Raw genomic sequence first — 20,054 nt, forward strand, 5'->3', positions numbered from 1 at the left:
CACGTCCGCTGGTCGGCCCCGTCAGTTGCGGGCAACTCCCCTGATGGTGACGTTGCCATTCCTGTCCACCCTTATCTCCCGGCCGGTCGCCGCACTCCGGACCGCGCTCGTGTACGGATGCTCCTGATCGGCATTCCGGCTGTTCTGCCACTCTTGCAGCTTTTCCGGGTCTGGCGGCCGGAGCGACCAGTGTCCCTTGCCGTGCTCTTTCTCTGTTAACACGAGCGTGAAGCCCATCCTCAGCAGTTGCTCGGTCGAGAACTCGTAGCCTTTGCCCGTCTTCCCCCGGGGCACGCCCTGTAGCGCTTGTTCTGGCAGGTGCCAGACGGTCAGGCCGTCGGTGTCGGTCTTCCTCGGGGTGAGGTTCGCCTGGGTGAGCGAGCCAGCCCGGTAGACGGTCTCGGGTATGTCTGTTTCCTCGGTGAGCTTCTTCGGCTTCGGCTTCGGCTTGACGAACTTCCGTTTCAGTTCGCCGATGCCCTTCCGGGCCTTGTTGACGTACCGTTTGGCCTTCTTCCACGTTTGCTTGACCTGGTCCTTGACCCACGTCGCGATCTTCTTGGCCTGTGTGATCCACTGCACGATCTGCTTTTTGATGTGGCGCCAGAGCCGCTTGACGTTCTCGACCATCTTGGTGACCTGTTTCCAGCCCCACTTGATGAGGGAACCGATGATCGGGAGCTTGAGGACCCACCTGACGGGTTCCCAGGTCGTGACGGCGACCAAGTACCTGACCCAGTAGGGCTGCTTCTCCACCACCGTCCTGACGGACATCTTCTTGACGAAGCGGGTGGTGATGACCCACCGCTCGCCGTTCGGGTCGGCGTAGGTGACCGGGTTGTTGTTGGCGTACGTGTAGCCGTTGGCCTGCTGAGGTTCGTTGTGGTCGATGATCGGGTCCACCGAGATGAACCGGCCGAGCGTCGGGTCGTACTCGCGGGCGCCGAGATGGACCAGTCCCGTGCTGGGGTCGGCGGTGCCGCCGACGAAGCTCTTCTGCCCCGGCCAGTCGACCGCCGCGCCGCGTGACCCGCCGTACGGGGTGTGGCGGCGACGCTTCACGTCCTGGCTGCTCGCCTCGATGGCGATCTCCGGCGTGCCGTGGTGGTCCAGCGCCAGCCAGTGCAGCTTGTTGTCGGCCGAGGTCCGTACCGCGATGGTGCGGCCGGCGAAGCTGTAGTACCGGGTACCGGTCACCGCGCCACCGGGCGCCAGGTGCAGCTCGGTCTCGCCGAGGTAGAGCGTCGTGCCACTGGGGTCGCGCCGGATCAGCCGGCTGCCCCCGGCGTCGTAGAGGTAGCTCGTGGTGACGCCGTCCTTGGTGACGGTGCTGACGTGGCCTTCCGTGTCCCAGGTGAGGGTCTGTCCGGCGGTGCCGTTGCGGCGGGTGGTGGTGTTTCCGGCCGCGTCGTACCCGAACTCCTCGACCTGCGGCGTCCCGTCCGGGCCGGTGGTGGTCACCTTGCTCACCGCGTGCGGCCTGGCCTGGCCGGCGGCGGGGTAGGTGTACGCGCTCGTGGTCCGGGCGCCGCCGGGGGCGGTGCGGGTCTCCGAGAGCCGGTTCCCGGTCTTGTCGAAGGTCCACGAGTGCCAGTACGGTGCCGGGCCGCCCAGCGCACTGGCCGACGGTGCCGCCTGGCAGTTGGCCGAGGTCGGTGTCCACGCTTCGGTGAGCCGCCGCAGGTGGTCGTAGCGGAAGCACTGGGTCTCCGCGGCACCTTCGGCACGGTCGGCGATCGAGGTGATGTTGCCGGCGAGGTCGTACCGGTAGGCGATGTCGGCCAGGCGCTGCGGCGCGGTGTCCCGGGAGACCACCGCCCGAGCCAGGCGGTGCGTGCCGTACTCGTACTCGTAGCCGAGCCGCGCGGCCTTGCCCCCGGCGGAGAGCGTCATCTCGCGCAGCTCGCCGAACTGCGTGTAGCCGGTGGCCGTGACGTAGCCGCTGGTCCCGCCGAGCGTGACCGCCTGGCCGAGGCCGTCGTACCCGGTGGTGAGCTGCTCGGCGGGGAGCCCGCCGGCGGCCGGCAACCCGACAGTGGCGGGCGAGCCGTCCACTTTGTACGTCTGAGTGAACTCGTAGGTGCCGGCCAGGGCACCCTCGCGGACCGGGATGGTGTACCGGGTGCCGGTCGCCCGGCCGCCGGCGTCGAACCCGGTCACCGCGGCCGTGTACGCGTCGCCCCCGACGTACCGGGTGGCGGACACCTGGACCCCACGGGCCGGAGTGCCGTCGGGAAGCGTGTCGTAGGTGCGGGCGGTCAGCCTGGGCCCGCTCGACGATCCCTCGTGGGTCGCGGTGTGCCGGCCGAGCACGTCGTACGCGTGCGCCACGGTCTTGCCCCGCGCGTCCCGCTCGGAGACGAGGTCCCCGGCGTCGTTGAAGGTGAGTTCGGTGACGCCGCGGTCCGGCTCCTCACTGCGGATCCGGAACCCCCGCAGGTCGTACGCGTACCGCCAGACGTTGCCGGCCGGGTCGGTGACGGTGGCGACGTCCCCGCGCCTGGTGTAGGTGTACTTCGTCGCGTCGTACGTCCCGGTCGGCGCGTTGCCGTGGTACTTGCGCAGCTCGACCATCCGGCCCTCGGCGTCGAGGATGGTGGTGGTCGGCGTCTCCCCGTCCGGCGGGTCGACGTCGTGCCGGTTGTGGCCGTAGGCGTGCGTGGTGCGCCACCGTTCGACCCCGTCCACCTCGAAGATGATGTTCGTCGGGCGTTCGTTGTCGTCGTAGACGGTGGTGAGCTGCGCCGGCATCGTCGCCTCGTCCGCGATGACCACGTCGGTGCCGGGCGGCGCGCTGTTGTAGTAGGGTCCGTTCTCCTTGACCTTGAGTCCGCGCGAGTCGTAGATGGTGTCGGTGATGACGCGGCCACCGCCGGGCGCCGGCTCCTGCGTCTGCCTCGGCCGCATCAGCCCGTCGAACAGCTCGTAAGCGGTCTCGTAGTCGCCGTTGGGTTGCAGCGCCCTGGAGATCACGACGTTGGGGCCGTCGGTGCGGACGAGGTAGCTGTACTCGGCGTTCGGCGTCTGGGAGGTCGCCCGGCCCGGCGACCACACCTTCGTCAACCGGCCCAGCGGGTCGTAGCGCGCCTCGGTCCGCCGGTCGTTCGCGTCCACCGCGACGAGTTCCTCGCCCCAGGCCGGCTCGAACGTCGTCAGCGAACGGTGGCCCAGCGCGTTGGTGACCTGGACCTGGGTGACCGGGGCGCCGGTGGCCGGCGTGTACGCGGTGGTCGTACGGGCGCCCCTGATGTCGACCACCTCGGTCTGGCGGCCGTGCACGTCGTAGCCGACCCGCATGGTGGTCACGTAGGTCGGAGCCCCGTTCGACCAGCCCGACAGCTCCTCGGTCCGGGTGACCTCGCCACGCACCGGCGCCGCGCCGAGCGTGGTGCTGCCGTCGAAGTAGTACCGGGTGTCGGAGAGCAGGTCGTCCGGATAGGCGGGCGTGCGGTCGCAGCTCACCGCGACCGTCTCGATCCGGTAGGGCAGGTTGATGATCCACAGCGACTCGTTCCTGGTGTACCAGTACCGGGTGCACGTGTCGTCATCCGGGGTCGCCACGTCGTTGAGGTCGTTGGCCCGCAACAGCGTGCCCTCGGCGTCGTAGACGTGCTCCGCGCCCGTGTTCTGCCAGCCGCCGGAGCCGGTCGCCTCACTCTGCCGGACCTTCGCCTCCTCGACCCGGAACGCCTGGGTGGTTCCCCAGCTCCGGGTGCGCGTGGCGGTCGGCGCCGACAGCCACGGATCGGTGATCTCCTTCTCGTGCACGGCACCGGCGGCGGTGTACCTGGTGTTCTCCCGCGCGATGTTGGCCAACTGGTCGGAGTCCCGCAGCCGGGTACCGGTGGAGTCGGTGACCCAGACCTCCTTCTTGCCCCCGGACGCGGTCCGGTCGCCGTCCATCCCCCGGAAGTAGAGCGTCTCCGTCGTGGACCGCACGGCGCCGGCCGGGCCCTTGCGGACCCGGACGCGGTCGTACCCGCGCCACTGCGACCAGCTCTTCTTGTTGTCCGCCACCATGCCGTCGGCCTCGTCGAACCGCCATGCCGGCGTGTTCGGGTACTCGATCTGCGTCACCGACGGCGGCAGGCCCGTGGTGCGATCGACCTCGGTCACCTCGGTGACCACGTACTTGTTGAACCAGTCAACCCGTTCGGTGTGCTCCCCTTCCGGGGTCCACCTGGTCGGATGGCAGCGCTTGGTGTTCGAGTCGGGCGCCGGCAGGCTGGTCTTGGTGCACTCCATCGGCGAGTACTTGACAGTGACCTCGCCGCCGGAGTCCAGCCGGATCGTGTTGATCCGCATCCAGTTCATCGGCGGTATGCCGTCGATGCCGTCCACGCGGTTGTTCATCGGAACCGCGTTGAAGGTGACCGGCGGCAGGCTCGCCTCGCCGCCGACGAGACCCTTCTGCTGGATCGCGTCCAGCCACAGGCCCGCCCGCGTGCCGTCGCCGGGACTGGGGTACGAGTGCGTCAGCGTCCACGAGTCCACATCGCGGTACGCCGTACCTCCCCACACCTGCGTGGTCACGGTGGCCAGCCGCTTCTGCGTCCAGAAGGTGGGGTTGAACTTGTCGTTGCAGTTGGTGGTGCTCGTGCACGCCTGGTCCCACGGCACGTCCGGCCAGTTCCCCGGCGACGATGCGGTGCAGGTGGTGCCGGGGATGCACCGGTCCGCCTCGGTGAACAGCACGCGCCCCACGGCCGGCTTGGTGTAGACCTCACCGTCGCGCTGCCCGTACTCGATCCGCTTGAGCCAGCCGCCCCGGATGTAGGTCGACACCTTGGTCGCGGTGGAGTTGCGCGCGTACCTGTTGGTCTCGGTGCCGTAGAACAGGCTCATGGTGTTGCCGTGCCGGTCCACCACGTAGTCCAGGTTCCACCGCCACGCCTGTGGGCAGTGCGAGGCGTCGAAAGTGGACTTGTTGCACGGCTCGTCGGCATGGTTGCCGAACACCGGAACCGTCCAGACGGAGTTGGTGACCTCGTTGTTCGAGCCCCAGCCGGTCAGCTTGTGCTTGCCGAAGTGGTACTGCGTGCCGTCCGGGGTGGTGATCCGCCAGTACTCCCCGTTGTCGTCGCCGTTGCCGCCGTTGATCAGGCGCTCCACCTTGGAACCGTCGTCGATGCGCGACTTCCACTCTCCGGTCGCGTCGTCACGGATCAGCTCGCCGCCCCGACCGCCCAGCGACATGACCGCGTTGTCGGTCGCCCAGCACAGGTCGCCGGTCTTGTTCCCGCTGTTGTTACCGCCGCTGGTGTCGTCGCCGCACGACTTGTACCGCCGCTCGATGTAGCCGCCCGGCTCGAACTCGAATCCCTCGCCGACCCACGACGGCTGGTTGTTCGTCGATGATGTCCGGCCGTCCACGCCGCCGCTCGAGTAGCCGAGCTCCAGCGTGGGTTGCGGTCCGCCGAGGCCCGGCACCGCGTCCATCGGGTACCGCCAGGTGAAGTCGCCGGAGGAGGTGCCGACCGCCCAGGTGGAGGAGGGCGACAGCGCGGTGGCCTTGAAGTCGCCCGCCCCGGACGAGGCGGCCGCGACGACGGCCAGCAGGCCGGACCCGCTCTGCGCCGCCGCCTCGACGTCACCGCTCAGCCGGCCCGAGCCGTCGTTTCGCGTGGCGATCGGGGTGCCGGCACACTCCGTGCGCTCAGGTGTGGACAGTGCGCACTCGGGCAGGGCCATCAGCCGCAGCCGGGTCGCCCAGTCGCCACCGTACGCGTCCCGGAAGGGGGAGTAGTCGACCTCGAGGTTGACCCGCCCGGCGGTGGCCACGCCGTCCGCGCGGCGGACCCGCAGCAGCAGGCCGTCCGCCCGCCTCGGCAGGGTCTCGACCCGGACCCGGCTGGGCGGCGCCGACCGGGCAGCGGCGCTCTTCGACGCGCCGACCCGTACGGGCAGGCTCCCCGCCTTCGCGCTCGCGACACCGGCCGTGCCCGCCGTGCCCAGGACGACCTCGGTCACGCCCGGCGCGGGCCAGGCGACGGCTGGCGTGCCGCGCAGCGCCCGCTCGTCGTCGAGGCCCGGCTTCGCGGGCGCCACCGCCACCGATCCGACGGCGACCGAGCGCTCCTTGGCCAGCGCCAGGTCGTCCACCGACGCGGCCTCCGCCCGCTCCGGGATGCCGCCCACCGTCGATGCCGCCATGACGGCCGCCAACGCCAGCACCAACTGGCGACGTCCCACGTCGTACACGGCTGCCTCCCAGGTCGCTCGACCGGGCACCGAAAGGTACCGATGCGTCGATGCGAAGTATGGGTTGCCGTGTGCATAGAACCCGCACAGGCGCGGCGCTCGCCCTTACACGTTGCGCCGGTACTGGCCGCCGACCTCGAAGAACGCCTCGCTGATCTCGCCGAGCGTGCAGTGTCGCACCGCGTGCATCAGGGCCTCGAACACGTTGCCGCCGCTCGCGGCGGCCTCCTTGAGCCGGTCGATCGCGGCCGGCGCGTCCTGGGCGTGGCGGGCCTTGAAGTCCGCGAGCCGGGTCAGTTGGGACTGCTTCTCGGCTTCGGTGGCGCGAGCCAGCTCCAGCCGGCGCTCCGGTTCGTCGTCCCTGGCCGGGGAGAGGAAGGTGTTGACCCCGATGATGGGCAGCGTGCCGGTGTGCTTGCGCTGCTCGTACAGCATCGACTCGTCCTGGATCCGGCCGCGCTGGTAGCCCGTCTCCATGGCGCCGAGCACGCCGCCGCGTTCGGTGATCCGGTCGAACTCGGCGAGCACCGCCTCCTCGACCAGGTCGGTGAGGGCGTCCACGATGTACGACCCCTGGAGCGGGTTTTCGGTGCCGGAGAGCCCCCACTCGGCGTCGATGATCATCTGGATGGCGAGGGCCCGGCGGACCGACTCGGCGGTGGGGGTGGTGACGGCTTCGTCGTAGGCGTTGGTGTGCAGGCTGTTGGCGTTGTCGTAGATGGCGCACAGGGCCTGCAAGGTGGTGCGGATGTCGTTGAAGGACATCTCCTGGGCGTGCAGCGACCGGCCGGACGTCTGGATGTGGTACTTCAGCTTCTGCGCGCGCTCGCCGGCGCCGTAGCGGTCGCGCATGGCGATCGCCCAGATCCGCCGGGCGACCCGCCCGATGACGGTGTACTCGGCGTCCATGCCGTTGGAGAAGAAGAACGACAGGTTGGGCGCGAAGTCGTCGATGTCCATCCCGCGCGCCAGGTAGGACTCGACGTAGGTGAAACCGTTGGCGAGGGTGAACGCGAGCTGGCTGATCGGGTTGGCGCCCGCCTCGGCGATGTGGTAGCCGCTGATGCTCACCGAGTAGAAGTTGCGGACCTGGTGCGCGATGAACCATTCCTGGATGTCGGCCATGCAGCGCAGGGCGAACTCGGTCGAGAAGATGCAGGTGTTCTGGCCCTGGTCCTCCTTGAGGATGTCGGCCTGGACGGTACCGCGCACTGTGGACAGTGTCCGCGCGGCGATCGCCTCCCGCTCCTCGTCGGAGGGGGTGCGGCCGTTCGCGGCGGTGAAGGCGTCCACCTGCTGGTCGACGGCCGTGTTGAGGAACATGGCCAGGATGGTGGGGGCCGGTCCGTTGATGGTCATCGAGACCGAGGTGTCCGGCGCGCACAGGTCGAACCCCGCGTACAGCTCACGCATGTCGTCGAGCGTCGCGATGGACACCCCCGAGGTGCCGACCTTGCCGTAGACGTCCGGCCGGGGGTCGGGGTCGCGCCCGTACAGCGTGACCGAGTCGAACGCGGTCGACAGCCGGGTCGCGGGCTGGCCCTCGCTGAGCAGGTGGAAGCGCCGGTTGGTGCGGAAGGCGTCGCCCTCGCCGGCGAACATCCGGGCCGGCGCCTCACCGGTCCGCTTGAGCGGGAAGACACCGGCGGTGAACGGGAACCGGCCGGGCAGGTTCTCCGCGCGCAGGAAGCGCACCAGCTCGCCGTCGTCGCCGTCGCGGGGCAGCGCGACCCGGGGCACCTTCGAACCGGAGAGCGTCTCCCGGTGCAGCGGCGAGCGGACGTCCTTGCCCCGGACCCGGTACACCAGCTCGTCGCCCCGGTACGCCTCGCGGATCGCCGGCCACTGGTCGAGCAGTTCCCGGACGTCACCGTGCAGCTCGCGCTCGGCGCCGTCGACAAGCTCGGTCACCGCCGCGTTGCCGGGAAGCAGGTCCCGGGCGGTGGTCAGGTGCTGGCGGCGGCGCGCCACCGCCGCCTGCGCCGCGGTCGTCGCGTGGTATCCGCGGACGGTCTGCGCGATCTCCGACAGGTACCGCTCGCGACTGGTCGGCAGCGCGGAGGTCAGGCCGGTCGACACGCGGCCGGCCACCGGCGGCAGCACACCGGGGAAGCGCGGGAACCCGTACTCGTACAGCAGCCCTTTGAGGTGGTGGTAGAGCGCGGTCACCCCGTCGTCGTTGAAGCGCGCCGCGCTGGTGCCGAAGACCGGCATCTCGTCCCACGGGGTACCGAACTGCTCCCGGTTGCGGACAAGCTGGCGGGCGACGTCGCGGCGGGCGTCCTCGCCGCCGCGCCGCTCGAACTTGTTGATCGCCACCGCGTCGGCCAGGTCGAGCATGTCGATCTTCTCGAGCTGGCTGGCGGCGCCGAACTCCGGCGTCATCACGTACAGCGAGACCGCCGCGTGCGACGCGATGGCCGCGTCGCCCTGGCCGATCCCCGGTGTCTCCACGATGACCAGGTCGAAACCGGCGGCCTTGCAGGCGGCGATCACGTCGGACAGCCGGTCGGGCACCGTGGTGTCGTGCCGCCGGGTCGCCAGCGACCGGAAGTACACGACGCCCGGCGCGATGCTGTTCATCCGGATCCGGTCGCCCAGCAGCGCTCCGCCGCCGCGGCGCCGGGTCGGGTCGACCGCGATCACCGCCACTCGTACCTTGTCCTCGCTGTCCCGGCGCAGCCGGCGGACCAACTCGTCGGTCAGTGACGACTTGCCCGAGCCGCCGGTGCCGGTGATGCCGAGGACCGGCACCGCCCGCTGCCGCGCCGCGTCGCGAACCGTCGCGGCGAGCGCGTCGTCGGCGCCCGCCTCCAGCACCGTGATCGCCCGGGCCAGAGTCGCCTCGTCGCCGGAGAACAGCGCCTCCGCCTCGACCGGCCGCCCGGTGTGGGCCAGGTCCACGTCGCAGTCGCGGATCAGCTCGTTGATCATCCCGGGCAGGCCCAGCCGCTGGCCGTCTCGGGGGCTGAAGATCCGCACCGCGCGCTCGGCGAGCCCGTCGATCTCGTCCGGCACGATGGTGCCGCCACCGCCGCCGTACACGCGGACGTGTCCCGCACCGCGCGCGGCGAGCTGGTCGACCAGGTATCCGAAGTACTCGACGTGCCCGCCCTGGTAGGACGAGACCGCCACACCCTGGACATCCTCCTGCACCGCGGCGGTGACCACCTCCTCGACGCTGCGGTCGTGGCCGAGGTGCACCACCTCCGCGCCCTGGCTCTGCAGCAGCCGGCGCATCACGTTGATCGCCGCGTCGTGCCCGTCGAACAGGCTGGCCGCGGTGACGAACCGTACCGGATGGAGGGGCACGTGGAGTGTCATGACCAAAATACTAGGACGTCCGACTATTTCACGTCCATGTGTTGTGATCAGCTCGATAGGATGGCCGGCGTGGAACCTGGCCGCCTTCCTGTCGACCCGATCGCCGAGGCCCGGCGCCTGTGGGTGGCGCACGGATGGGACAGCGCCGCCGACGGCATGGCGGCGGTGACCTCGCTGATGCGCGCGCACCAGATCGCGTTGGCCCGGGTCGAGGCGGTCCTCAAGCCGCATGGCGTGACGTTCGCCCGGTACGAGGTGCTCATGCTCCTGTACTTCAGCCGCAAGGGCTCGCTGCCGATGGCGCTCATCGGCGAGCGCCTCCAGGTCCATCCGACCAGCGTCACCAACGCCGTCGACCGGCTCGAGGCGGCGGGCCTGGTGCGCCGCTCTCCGCATCCGAGCGACCGCCGGTCCACCGTCGTGGAGCTTCTCGACGCCGGTCGCGAGCTGGCCACCGCCGCCACCGAGCAGCTCAACGCCGAGGTGTTCGCGGTGCCGTGGATCCAGCCCGATGGCGTGTCGGCCCTCGTCGACGTACTGACCGAGATGCGCCGCAACGCGGGCGACTTCTGACCGCCGACACGTCCAAAGTGGAGACCTCGCGCCGCAGCCCGCAGGGCCGCGCCGGAGGAGATCGCCGCCGCCGCGTGCTTCCTGCTCTCCGGCGACGCCAGCACCGAAGCAGGTGTCGTCGTTGATGGCGGTCGCCGGCACGCACTGGACGTATTGGCTCGAGCGGATGTGCCGCCCGCCGCTGGGGCGCTGACGGTGAGCGGTCCGGATTCGTCGCGGCACGAGCCAGAGCTCCGCCGCGACACTCTCGCCGTTCGCTGGCGTTTGGCGCTCGCTCTGCGGGGTAGCCGCGCTGCGACGAGGGCTGGGCCCCGGGCCTCGCGAGCGAAGGGGAGCTTCCAATGCCGGAGATCGTGGGCGAGAGCCTGGCCAAGCGGCTGATCGCGTGGGATGTCGACACCATCTTCGGGCTGCCCGGCGACGGCATCAACGGGCTGATGGAGGGCTTTCGCCGCCACGCCCCGGAGCTCAAGTTCGTGCTGGTGCACCACGAGGAGGCGGCCGCCTTCATGGCGACCGGCTACGCCAAGGCGACCGGAAGGCTGGGCGTCTGTGCCGCCACCTCCGGGCCAGGGGCGATCCACCTGCTGAACGGCCTGTACGACGCGAAGCTGGACCACGTACCGGTGCTGGCGATCACCGGCATGCAGGAGACGTCGTTGCTCGGCTCGCGGTACCAGCAGGAGGTGCACCTGGACCGGCTCTACTCCGACGTGGCCGACTACAACCTGATGATCAGCAATCCCCAGCAGATGCCGGGCGTGGTGGACCTGGCCATCCGCAACGCGCTGACCAAGAAGACGGTCTCGCATCTCACATTCCCCAACGACGTCCAGGTCGCGCCCGTGACCGAGGACCCGTACCGGCATCCGGCGCCCGGCGCCCCGCCCGTGGGCCTGCCGAAGCTGGACCGGCCGCAGCTGCCACCGGGGGCGGACGAGTTGCGTGCCGCCGCCGAGCTTCTGAACGGCGCGCGGAAGCCGGTGATCCTGGTCGGCGTGGGCGCGCTGAACGCGCGGGACGAGGTGATCGCGGTGGCGGAGAAGCTGGGCGCCCCCGTGGTCAAGACGCTGCCGGGCAAGGCGGTGGTGCCCGACGACCATCCGGTCACCACCGGCGGGCTGGGGTTGCTCGGCACGAAGCCGAGCGAGGAGGCCATGGAGGAGTGCGACGCGCTGCTCATGGTCGGCACCTCCTTCCCGTACGGCAAGTACCTGCCGCAGCCGGGGCAGGCGCGGGTCGTGCAGATCGACTCCGATCCGACGCTCCTCGGGCTGCGGCTGCCGGTGGAGGCCCCGATCGCGGCGGACGCCAAGAGCGGCCTGCAAGGACTGCTTCCGCTGCTGCGCGGGGGCGACGGGTCGTTCCTGGCCAAGTACCGCAAGGAGATGGACACCTGGCGCGCCGACATGAAGGCGCTGCGGGACGAGAGTCGGGATCCGATCGCGCCGCAGTACCTGATGGGCGTGATCGACGACCTGGCCGCCGACGACGCCATCCTCACCTGCGACTCGGGAACGATCGCGACCTGGTCGGCGCGGCACTGGACCATCCGTGGCGACCGCCGCTACTACCTGTCGGGCAACCTGGCCACGATGGCGCCCGGGCTGCCGTACGCGATCGCGATGCAACACGCCTTTCCCGGCCGGCAGGTCATCGCCTTCGTCGGCGACGGCGGGTTCGCGATGCTGATGGCGGAGTTCCTCACCGCGGTCCGCCACAAACTGCCCATCAAGGTGGTCATCAACAACAACAACGCGTACGGGCAGATCCTGTGGGAGCAGATCGTCCTGGGCTACCCCGAGTACGCGGTGCGGCATCACCAGCCCGAGGCGGACTTCGCCAGTTGGGCGCGCGGCTGCGGCGCGTACGGCGTGAAGGTGACGAGTCCGGGAAACGTGGCCGATGCGGTCCGGGAGGCGCTGACCCACGACGGGCCGGCGCTGGTCGACGTGGACGTCAACCCGAACGAGCCGCCGATGCCCGGCAAGGTGAAGTACGAGCAGGCGAAGCACTTCACCGAGGCGTTCCTGCGCGGCCAGCCGCACAAGGCGGCGACCGTGACGACGGTGGTCCGCGACAAGATCAGCGAGCTGCGCGCATGACCGCGGTGAAGCTCCCCGACCCGGTCGTCCGTGTCCCGCCCGCCGGCGAGATCGACGCCGCCCGCCTGGAACGGGATCTGGCGGCCGAGGTGGACGGCGAGGTCCGCTTCGACGCGGGGTCCCGAGGCGCGTACTCCACGGACGGCTCCAACTACCGGCAGGTGCCGATCGGCGTCGTGGTGCCGCGCACCGTCGAAGCCGGCGTGGCGGCGGTCGCGGTGTGCCGCAGGTACGGCGCGCCGGTGACGTCCCGCGGCGGCGGGACGAGCCTGGCGGGGGAGTGCACCAACGTCGCGGTGATCATCGACTGGTCGAAGTACTGCCACCGCCTCCTGGAGGTCGACGCCGACAACCGGACCTGCCTGGTGGAGCCGGGCATCGTCCTCGACCTGCTCAACATCCAGCTCGCCGAGACCGGCCTGAGGTTCGGCCCGGAGCCGGCCACGCACGACCACTGCACGCTGGGCGGCATGATCGGCAACAACTCCTGTGGCGCGACCGCGCAGTGGACCGGCAAGGTCGTGGACAACGTCGTCGAGCTGGAGGTGCTGCTCTACGACGGCACGCGCATGTGGGTCGGCGAGACACCGGACGACGCGTACGAGCGCATCGTGGCGCGGGGCGGCCGCGAGGCGGAGGTCTACCGTCAGCTTCGCGCGCTGCGCGACCAGCACATGGAACAGATCCGCGCGCGCTATCCGCGGATTCCCCGGCGCGTTTCCGGCTACAACCTCGACAGTCTGCTGCCGGAGAAGAACTTCCACGTCGCGCAGGCGCTGGTCGGCACGGAGGGCACCTGCGTCACGGTGCTGCGGGCGCGGCTGCGGCTGGTGCCGGTCGTCAAGGCGCGGACGCTGGCGTTCGTCGCCTATCCGGACATCGCCGCCGCCGCCGACCACGTGCCCAAGGTCCTGCCGCACGCTCCCCTCGCGCTGGAGGGCCTCGACCGGAAGCTCATCGACTTCGAGCGGCGCGAGCACCTCAACCTCGACGCGCTGGAGCGGTTGCGCCAGCGGGGCGCCTACCTGCTGGTGCGAATGGGCGGCGACACGAAGCGGGATGCCGACGCCGCCGTCGACGCGCTCCTGCGCGACCTCGGCAAGAGCCGCGACGATCCGGGGGTCGGCGTCTTCGACGACCCGTTCGACGAGCAGGCGATGTGGAAGATCCGCGAGTCCGGGCTCGGCGCGACCGCGCGGGCTCCGGGCATGGCGGACACCTGGCCCGGCTGGGAGGACTCGGCGGTCGATCCCAGCGACCTCGGCGACTACCTTCGTGACCTGCGGCGGCTGCTCGCCGAGTACGGGTACGAGCAGGCGTCGCTGTACGGGCACTTCGGGCAGGGCTGCGTGCACACCAGCATCCCGTTCGACCTGATGCGGCCGGAGGGGGTCGCGAAGTTCCGGTCCTTTGTGGAGCGTGCCGCCGACACGGTGGTCCGCTACGGCGGCTCGTTCTCCGGCGAACACGGCGACGGGCAGGCGCGCGGCGAGCTGCTTCCGAAGATGTTCGGCGAGGAACTGGTCGCCGCCTTCGGCCGGTTCAAGGCGATCTTCGACCCGGACAACCGGATGAACCCGGGAAAGATCATCGCGCCGAACCCGCTGGACGGCAACCTGCGCCTCGGCGTCGACTACAACCACGGCGGCGTGGCCACGCACTTCCGGTACCCGCACGACGACGCCAGCTTCGGCCGGGCGGTGCTCCGCTGCGTCGGCGTGGGCAAGTGCCGCCGCCACACCGGCGGCGTGATGTGCCCCTCGTACATGGTGACCAAGGAGGAGGAGCACTCCACGCGGGGGCGGGCCCGGCTGCTGTTCGAGATGCTCGACGGCGCCGCCCGGGGTGGCGCGATCGCCGACGGCTGGCGGTCGACGGCCGTGATGGACGCGCTCGACCTCTGCCTGGCCTGCAAAGGCTGCAAGTCCGACTGCCCGGTGGGCGTGGACATGGCCACGTACAAGGCCGAGTTCCTGTCCCACCATTACCACGGACGGCTGCGCCCCCGGGCACACTACGCCATGGGCTGGCTGCCGATCGCCGCGGCCGCGGTCTCCGCCACGGCACCGCGGCTGGTCAACGCCGTCACCCACGCACCGGGTCTGGCCTGGCTCGCCAAGAAGGCCGCCGGGGTCGACCCCCGGCGGCAGGTGCCGGTGTTCACGCCGCGGAGCTTCCAGCGGTGGTACGCCGCGCGCGGGCCCCGGGGCACCGGCGAACGCGGAGAGGTGCTGCTCTGGCCGGACACCTTCACCAACCGGTTCGATCCCGGCATCGCGCGCGCCGCCGTCGAGGTCGTCGAGGCCGCCGGCTGGCGGGTCGTCGTTCCCGACCAGCCGGTCTGCTGCGGCCTCACGTGGATCTCCACCGGCCAGCTCACCACGGCCAGGCAGGTGCTGCGGCGCACCATCGGTGTCCTCCGCCCGCACCTGCGGGCCGGCACGCCGATCCTCGGCCTGGAGCCGAGCTGCACGGCGGTGTTCCGCGGCGACGCGGCGGAGCTGTTCCCCGACGACGAAGACGTGCGACGGCTGGTCAAGCAGACCGTCACGCTCGCGGAGCTGCTCACCCAGCACACGCCCGGCTGGCAGCCGCCACGCGTGTCCCGCACCGCCCGTATCCAGACGCACTGCCACCAGCACGCGGTGCTCGGCTTCCAGGCCGACAAGACACTGCTGGCCTCGGCCGGAGTCGACGCCGACGTCCTCGACTCCGGATGCTGTGGCCTGGCCGGAAACTTCGGATTCGAGCAGGGCCACTACGACGTGTCCGAGGCATGCGCCGAACGCGTGCTGCTGCCCGCCGTCCGCGACGCCGGCCCGAGCGACGTCATCATGGCCGACGGGTTCAGCTGCCGTACCCAGATCGCGCAGAGCGACGCCGGCGGCCGGCGCGCCGTACACCTCGCCGAACTGCTGCGCGCGGGCATGGACGGCGACGACGGCGCCGACACACCGGAGCGGCGCTGGGCGCGGCGGCCGGCGGCACCGCCGTTGCCGGTACGCCTGTTGACCACCGCTCTCGCGGCCGGCGGTGCCGCCGCGGCGCTGGCGTACCTGCTGCGCCGCCAGGTGAGTGAGACCTGATGGGGACGGCAGCACGCGATCCAGGGCTTCACCGAGGCGTTGCGCTGCGAGCTGCTCCACGACCGGACGAACGTGAACATCACGATGGTGCAGCTACCGGCCGTGAACACGCCCCAGTTCGACTGGGTACCGCCGGAGGTGTCGGCGCCCTCGCCCATCGCTTGCGGCGGTGACGAGCCCGGTCAGGAGGGCGGCGAGAGCAGCCGCCGGACCTGGGCGGCGGCCGGGTCGTCCGGCGCGAGGGTGAGGAAGCGGCGCAGTGTCGCGTCGGCCTGGCCGTGTCCCTCCGCGCGCTGGGCCATACCGAGCATCAGGACCGCTTGCGCGTGGTCCGGGGCGCGATCCAGGACCTCCTGAGCCGCCGCGGCGGCACCGGCCGGGCGGTCGGCGCGCAGCAGCGCGAACGCCAGCCGCAGGCGGATCTCGTCGTCCGGCCGCTGCCGGAGCACGTCCGCGTAGACGGTGGCGGCTTCGGCGTACCGGCCGTCGCGTTCCAGCGATCGGGCCGCGGTCAGGCTGGTCTCCACGCTCTCCGTCCGCGTGCCCTCCGCCGGGTCCCGCCCGCCGAACCGGGGGCCGGCGACCGCGACGGCGGCGATCATCGCGACCAGGGCCACGGCCACCACGTCCCAGGAACGCCGGGCCCGGGCCGCGCCCATCGGCGGCGGGTCCCGAGGCGCCGCGCGGGCGTTGCGCCGGGCACGCCGGCGCACCGTGCGGAGGGCGAGCCAGGCCATGGCCGCGGCCACCACCAGCGGCACCAGCCACAACAGCGGGCCGAGCCGGCCGGGCGGCGGGTCGGCCAGGACCTGCGCGCCGTACCGCTCGACGAACCACTGCCGCACCTGGTCGGGAGTACGGCCGGCGGCCAACTGGTCGGCGATGCTCTGCCGCATGGCGGCGGCCATCGGGGACTGGGAGTGCGCCACCGACTCGCCCTGGCAGGCCAGGCAACGGAGCTGCGTGGCGAGCGCGACGGCGTCCGGCGGGCGCTGGTGCAGCGAACGCCAGAGCCCGGTCGCGGCGCCGGCCGCCAGCACCAGGACGACAAGTGCGGTGGCGGCCCGCCGCCCGGTCAGCCGGCGGCCGTCGCCTCTTTCGGCGCCGACCCGGTCGCGGTCGCCGCGAGGGGCGGTCACGCGACCAGCAGCGGTGGCAACCGCCGCTCCAGCCAGGCGGCGTCCACCGCGCCGCGGACGGAGAGCCGCAGTTGGCCGGCCCGGTCGACCACGAAGGTCTCCGGCACGCCCACGACGCCCCACGTCACCGCGGCCGTGCCGCGCGGATCGGCGACCGAGAGCAGGTCGCGCACGCCCAACTCGGCCAGCGTGCGGCGGGCCGACTCGGCGCCGTCGCGCAGGTTGATGCCGACCACGGCCAGGCCCTGCCCACCCCACCGGCGTTCGGCCGCCGCCATCAGCGGCAGCTCCTGGCGGCAGGGGTCGCACCAGGACGCCCACACGTTGACCACCACGACCTTGCCGCGCAGGTCGCCGAGGTCGAAGCGGCCTCCCGCGAGCGTGGTGCCGGTCAGCGCCGGGGCCGGTTCGCCGCGTACGCGAGTGGGCGGGCCGCCGGTCGCGGAGTCCGGCGTCGACGGGCGCAGCCCAGCGGCCAGCGTCGCGCCCAGAACCGCGAGCACGACCGCCGACACGGCCAGCGACAGCGGTCGCCAGCGCGGCGTACCGGCCCTCATCGGACGCCCCGCGCTGATGCCGCGCCCGCCACGTCGAGGGCGGCTCCCGGACGCCCCACCGGCCGCCGGCGGACCAGCGCGAGCAGGCCACCTACCGCGATGAGGCCGCCGCCGGCCCAGACCAGCCACACGAGCGGGTTCACCGCGAGGCGGATGGTGGCCGAGCGCCCGTCGGTGGGCACCGCGAGCACCGTCACGTAGACGTCGCCACCGGGGCGCGACGTGATCGCCGGCAGGCTGACCGCGAGATCGCGCGCGGGGTAGTAGCGCAGCCGCGGAGCGGCGACGGCGAGCTGGTCGCCGTCCCGGTACAGGGCCACGCGCGCGACGGCGGACATGCCGTCGCCGTCGCCGCTCCGCTCGACGCCGGTGAGCCGCGCGGTGACCGGTCCGGCGCTGACCGTCTCACCGATGGCGAGTTGCCGCTCGGCCGTGGCCGTGTAGTCGGACGAGGCGGCCACACCGACCGCCAGCACCGCGACGCCGGCGTGGGCGAGCAGCCATCCCCAGCGCTGCCGCGGCAGTGTGGCCGCGGCCGGACGCCCGGTCCGGCGCGCGGCCAGGGCGTGCCGCAGCTGGGCCGCCGCGGTCAGGGCCAGCCCGGCGAGGACGAACGCGGCCAGCGCGAAGGCGGCCAGCGCGGCGGGACCGGGCCGGGACAGCAGGCCCACGGCGGTCGCGGTGGCGAGCCCGGCGGCGGCGGCCCAGCCCGCCCGGCCGGTGCCGCGGCGGCGCCTGTCGGACAGGTACGGCGCGGCTCCCATCAGCACCAGGACGGCGAGCGCGACGGGCACCGCGGCCCGGTTGAAGTAGCCCTGGCCGACCGCCGTACGCGCGCCCCCCACCGCCTGGGTCAGCAGCGGGAAGAGCGTGCCGGTCAGCACCACCGCGGCCAGCGCGACCATGAGCACGGCGTTGGTGGTGTAGCCGGCCTCCCGCGACAGCAGCGGTGCCGCCGGACCGGTCGGGAACACGCCGGACCGCCAGAGCAGCAGGCCGAGCGTGACCGCGGTGGCGAGCAGGACGAAACCGAGCAGCATCGGCCCGAGCGGCGAGGCCGTGAACGCGTGGACGCTCTCCACCGCGCCGGAGCGGGTCAGGAACGTACCGACCAGCACCAGCAGGAACGTGCCGGCGGCCAGCGCCAGGCTCCACGGCGGCGGGCATCCGGGGCGGTGGCGTGCCCGTAGCGTGTGCAGCAGCGCGGTCGCGGTGAGCCAGGGCAGGAGCGAGGCGTTCTCCACCGGGTCCCAGGCCCAGTAGCCGCCCCAGCCCAGCACCGCGTACGACCACCAGGCGCCGAGCGTGATGCCGGCGGTGAGCAGGCTCCACGCGCCGAGCGTCCAGCGTCGCATCGCGGCGATCGACCGGTCGTCGGCGCGGCCGGCCAGCAGGGCGGCCAGCGCGTAGCCGAACGGCACCGCCAGGCCGACGTAGCCGGCGTACAGCAGCGGCGGGTGCACGCCCATCGCCGGATGGACGCGAAGCAGCGGATTGGGGCCGGGCCCGTCCAGCGGCACCGGGCTCACCGAGGTGAACGGATTGGCCGCGAAGTAGGTCAGCGCGAAGAAGAAGACCGCCACGACGCCGACCACGGATACGGCCCAGGGGAGCAGGATGCCGGCACGGCCGTCGCCGGTCCAGACCAGCAGCGCGGCGCAGGCGGCGAGGACGAGCAGCCACAGCAGCAGCGAGCCGTCCAGGGCGGCCCAGAGGCTGGTGATCGTGTAGTAGAGCGGCACGTCGCGGCCGCCGTTCTCGGCCACGTACCGGACGCTGAAGTCGTGCCGGACCAGCGCCCATTCCAGCAGCCCGCAGGCGGTGGCCGCGGACGCCAGCAGCAGCCAGGTGGCGATCCTGGCGGGGCGGGCCGGAGCGCCGGAGAGCGCCACGCGCAGCCACAGGAGCACGGTGGCCGCCGCGGCGAGCAGGCCGGCGAGGAGGCTGGCACCGCCGAGCTGGGCGGTCACGAGCCCGCCTCGGCCGGCCGGTACTCGTTGCCGTGTTTGGCCATCACGGTGTCGGAGCGGAACATCCCGTCCGCGTCCAGCGCGCCCTCCACCACGGCCTCCTGGCCTTCGCGGACGGTCCCGGGCAGGTGCGCCGGCTGGCGGACGGTGACCTCGGTCGCGCCGTCACTGAGCCGGAACTGGGTCCAGCCGCCGGCGGTGCTCAGTGAGCCCGGCACCACCTGGCCGCCGAGGCGTACCCGGTCACCGGCAGGGCCGGACGAGACCTCGGAAGGGCTCCGGTAGAAGGTCAACGTGTCCTGAAGTCCCGCGGCCACCAGCAGCGCGACCGCGGCACCGGCGATCAGCAGCAGGGCCAGCCGGGCGCGCCGGGTCACCGGGCCGCGCTCGCGGTACGCGCGGCGCCGCTCACGCCGGCCCGCCGTTCGAGGGCGGCCATCCGGACCAGCGCCAGCCAGGCGGCGGTCGCGGCGCAGGCGGCCACGCACAGCAGCAGGGCCGCCAGGATGAGGGCGTCTATCGGCGGGCTGCTGTCCGGCGCGAGCACGGTGGCCCGCTGGTGCAGCGAGCGAAACCAGACCACCGAGAAGTGCACCAGCGGCACCATGACGAAGCCGGCGATCCCCAGCCAGGCCGCGCGCCGGCCGCCACGTGTGCCCTGGCCGACGGCGAGGTAGGCGGCGTAGACGAGCCCCAGCAGCACCGTGCTCACCAGGCGCGGGTCCCAGGCCCACCACACGCCCCAGGTCGCGCGCCCCCACGCCATGCCGACCAGGGTGGTGGCGAGCGTCATGGCGAGCCCCACCTCGGCCGCCGCCCGGCCCGCGCGCTGCCAGCGGGGGTCGGCCCAGCCGAGGTAGCCGAGGCTGGCCACGAGCACGGTGAGAAAGCACAGGTACGCCGTCCAGGCGGTGGGCACGTGCAGGTACATCAGCCACTGCGCCCGCCCCTGCACGGCGTCGACCGGCGCCACGGTCAGACCCACCAGTGGGCCGGCCGTCCACAGGGCACCGGCCAGCCAGCCGACGGTACGCCGGTCGCGGGCCGCCCGCGGGCCAGCCAACAGGGGCGTGGGCAGGTCAGGTCGCATGGCGCCTCC

Annotated in this window: 10 protein-coding genes and 1 pseudogene; 4 read left to right on the top strand and 7 right to left on the bottom strand. The window is 72.1% G+C overall.

All coding sequences use genetic code 11. The features are described from left to right. Positions 1–21 precede the first annotated feature (21 nt). Positions 22–6,201 carry an RHS repeat domain-containing protein gene (locus ACFFIA_RS28980; protein ID WP_377256555.1) on the bottom strand — a complete coding sequence of 2,060 codons (6,180 nt, stop codon included), beginning with the start codon at positions 6,199–6,201 and terminating at the stop codon, positions 22–24. 105 nt (positions 6,202–6,306) lie between these two features. After that, a complete protein-coding gene (icmF, locus tag ACFFIA_RS28985; protein ID WP_377256558.1) occupies positions 6,307–9,525 on the bottom strand; it encodes a fused isobutyryl-CoA mutase/GTPase IcmF in 3,219 nt (1,072 codons plus the stop codon). A 69-nt stretch (positions 9,526–9,594) separates the two neighbouring features. On the opposite strand from icmF, the gene ACFFIA_RS28990 reads away from it, so the two are divergent. The 4 genes and pseudogenes from ACFFIA_RS28990 to ACFFIA_RS29005 all read left to right on the top strand — a co-directional run. Beyond that, positions 9,595–10,098, top strand: coding sequence for a MarR family winged helix-turn-helix transcriptional regulator (locus ACFFIA_RS28990; protein ID WP_377256561.1), 504 nt, complete (start codon positions 9,595–9,597; stop codon positions 10,096–10,098). A gap of 341 nt (positions 10,099–10,439) precedes the next feature. Then, entirely contained in the window at positions 10,440–12,203 is a 1,764-nt protein-coding gene (locus ACFFIA_RS28995; RefSeq protein ID WP_377256564.1) for a thiamine pyrophosphate-dependent enzyme, read from the top strand. After that, positions 12,200–15,289 (top strand): FAD-binding and (Fe-S)-binding domain-containing protein, encoded by a 3,090-nt coding sequence (locus ACFFIA_RS29000; protein WP_377256567.1) that lies wholly within the window; start codon positions 12,200–12,202, stop codon positions 15,287–15,289. The genes ACFFIA_RS28995 and ACFFIA_RS29000 overlap by 4 nt, the downstream gene beginning before the upstream one ends. Positions 15,290–15,292: 3 nt before the next feature. Next, positions 15,293–15,418, top strand: a pseudogene (locus ACFFIA_RS29005) (SDR family oxidoreductase); the annotation flags it as partial. A gap of 53 nt (positions 15,419–15,471) precedes the next feature. Here ACFFIA_RS29005 and ACFFIA_RS29010 read toward each other — a convergent pair. The 5 genes from ACFFIA_RS29010 to ccsA are packed head-to-tail and all read right to left on the bottom strand — an operon-like array spanning position 15,472 to position 20,045. Continuing rightward, positions 15,472–16,428 carry a cytochrome c-type biogenesis protein CcmH gene (locus tag ACFFIA_RS29010; protein ID WP_377256570.1) on the bottom strand — a complete coding sequence of 319 codons (957 nt, stop codon included), beginning with the start codon at positions 16,426–16,428 and terminating at the stop codon, positions 15,472–15,474. Then, the gene (locus ACFFIA_RS29015; RefSeq protein ID WP_377256573.1) at positions 16,425–16,985 is read right to left on the bottom strand and encodes a TlpA family protein disulfide reductase; all 561 of its coding nucleotides are present in this window, start codon (positions 16,983–16,985) and stop codon (positions 16,425–16,427) included. The genes ACFFIA_RS29010 and ACFFIA_RS29015 overlap by 4 nt, the downstream gene beginning before the upstream one ends. After that, positions 16,982–18,955: a heme lyase CcmF/NrfE family subunit gene (locus ACFFIA_RS29020; RefSeq protein WP_377256576.1), complete on the bottom strand. Its 1,974-nt coding sequence runs from the start codon at positions 18,953–18,955 to the stop codon at positions 16,982–16,984. The genes ACFFIA_RS29015 and ACFFIA_RS29020 overlap by 4 nt, the downstream gene beginning before the upstream one ends. Beyond that, positions 18,952–19,332 carry a cytochrome c maturation protein CcmE gene (locus ACFFIA_RS29025; RefSeq protein ID WP_377256579.1) on the bottom strand — a complete coding sequence of 127 codons (381 nt, stop codon included), beginning with the start codon at positions 19,330–19,332 and terminating at the stop codon, positions 18,952–18,954. The genes ACFFIA_RS29020 and ACFFIA_RS29025 overlap by 4 nt, the downstream gene beginning before the upstream one ends. After that, the gene (ccsA, locus tag ACFFIA_RS29030) at positions 19,329–20,045 is read right to left on the bottom strand and encodes a cytochrome c biogenesis protein CcsA (protein ID WP_377256582.1); all 717 of its coding nucleotides are present in this window, start codon (positions 20,043–20,045) and stop codon (positions 19,329–19,331) included. Before ccsA ends, ACFFIA_RS29025 begins: the two co-directional genes overlap by 4 nt. Positions 20,046–20,054 lie beyond the last annotated feature (9 nt).

The sequence above is a fragment of the Phytohabitans kaempferiae genome, from assembly GCF_042433955.1.
In the GTDB taxonomy this organism is placed as follows: domain Bacteria; phylum Actinomycetota; class Actinomycetes; order Mycobacteriales; family Micromonosporaceae; genus Phytohabitans; species Phytohabitans kaempferiae.

What these genes read in the sequence shown, in the direction of transcription:
- ACFFIA_RS29000 (WP_377256567.1), top strand. Translation starts at nt 12,200, where the DNA reads ATGACCGCGGTGAAGCTCCCCGACCCGGTCGTCCGTGTCCCGCCCGCC.
- ccsA (WP_377256582.1), bottom strand. Translation starts at nt 20,045, where the DNA reads ATGCGACCTGACCTGCCCACGCCCCTGTTGGCTGGCCCGCGGGCGGCC.
- ACFFIA_RS28995 (WP_377256564.1), top strand. Translation starts at nt 10,440, where the DNA reads ATGCCGGAGATCGTGGGCGAGAGCCTGGCCAAGCGGCTGATCGCGTGG.
- icmF (WP_377256558.1), bottom strand. Translation starts at nt 9,525, where the DNA reads ATGACACTCCACGTGCCCCTCCATCCGGTACGGTTCGTCACCGCGGCC.
- ACFFIA_RS29015 (WP_377256573.1), bottom strand. Translation starts at nt 16,985, where the DNA reads ATGAGGGCCGGTACGCCGCGCTGGCGACCGCTGTCGCTGGCCGTGTCG.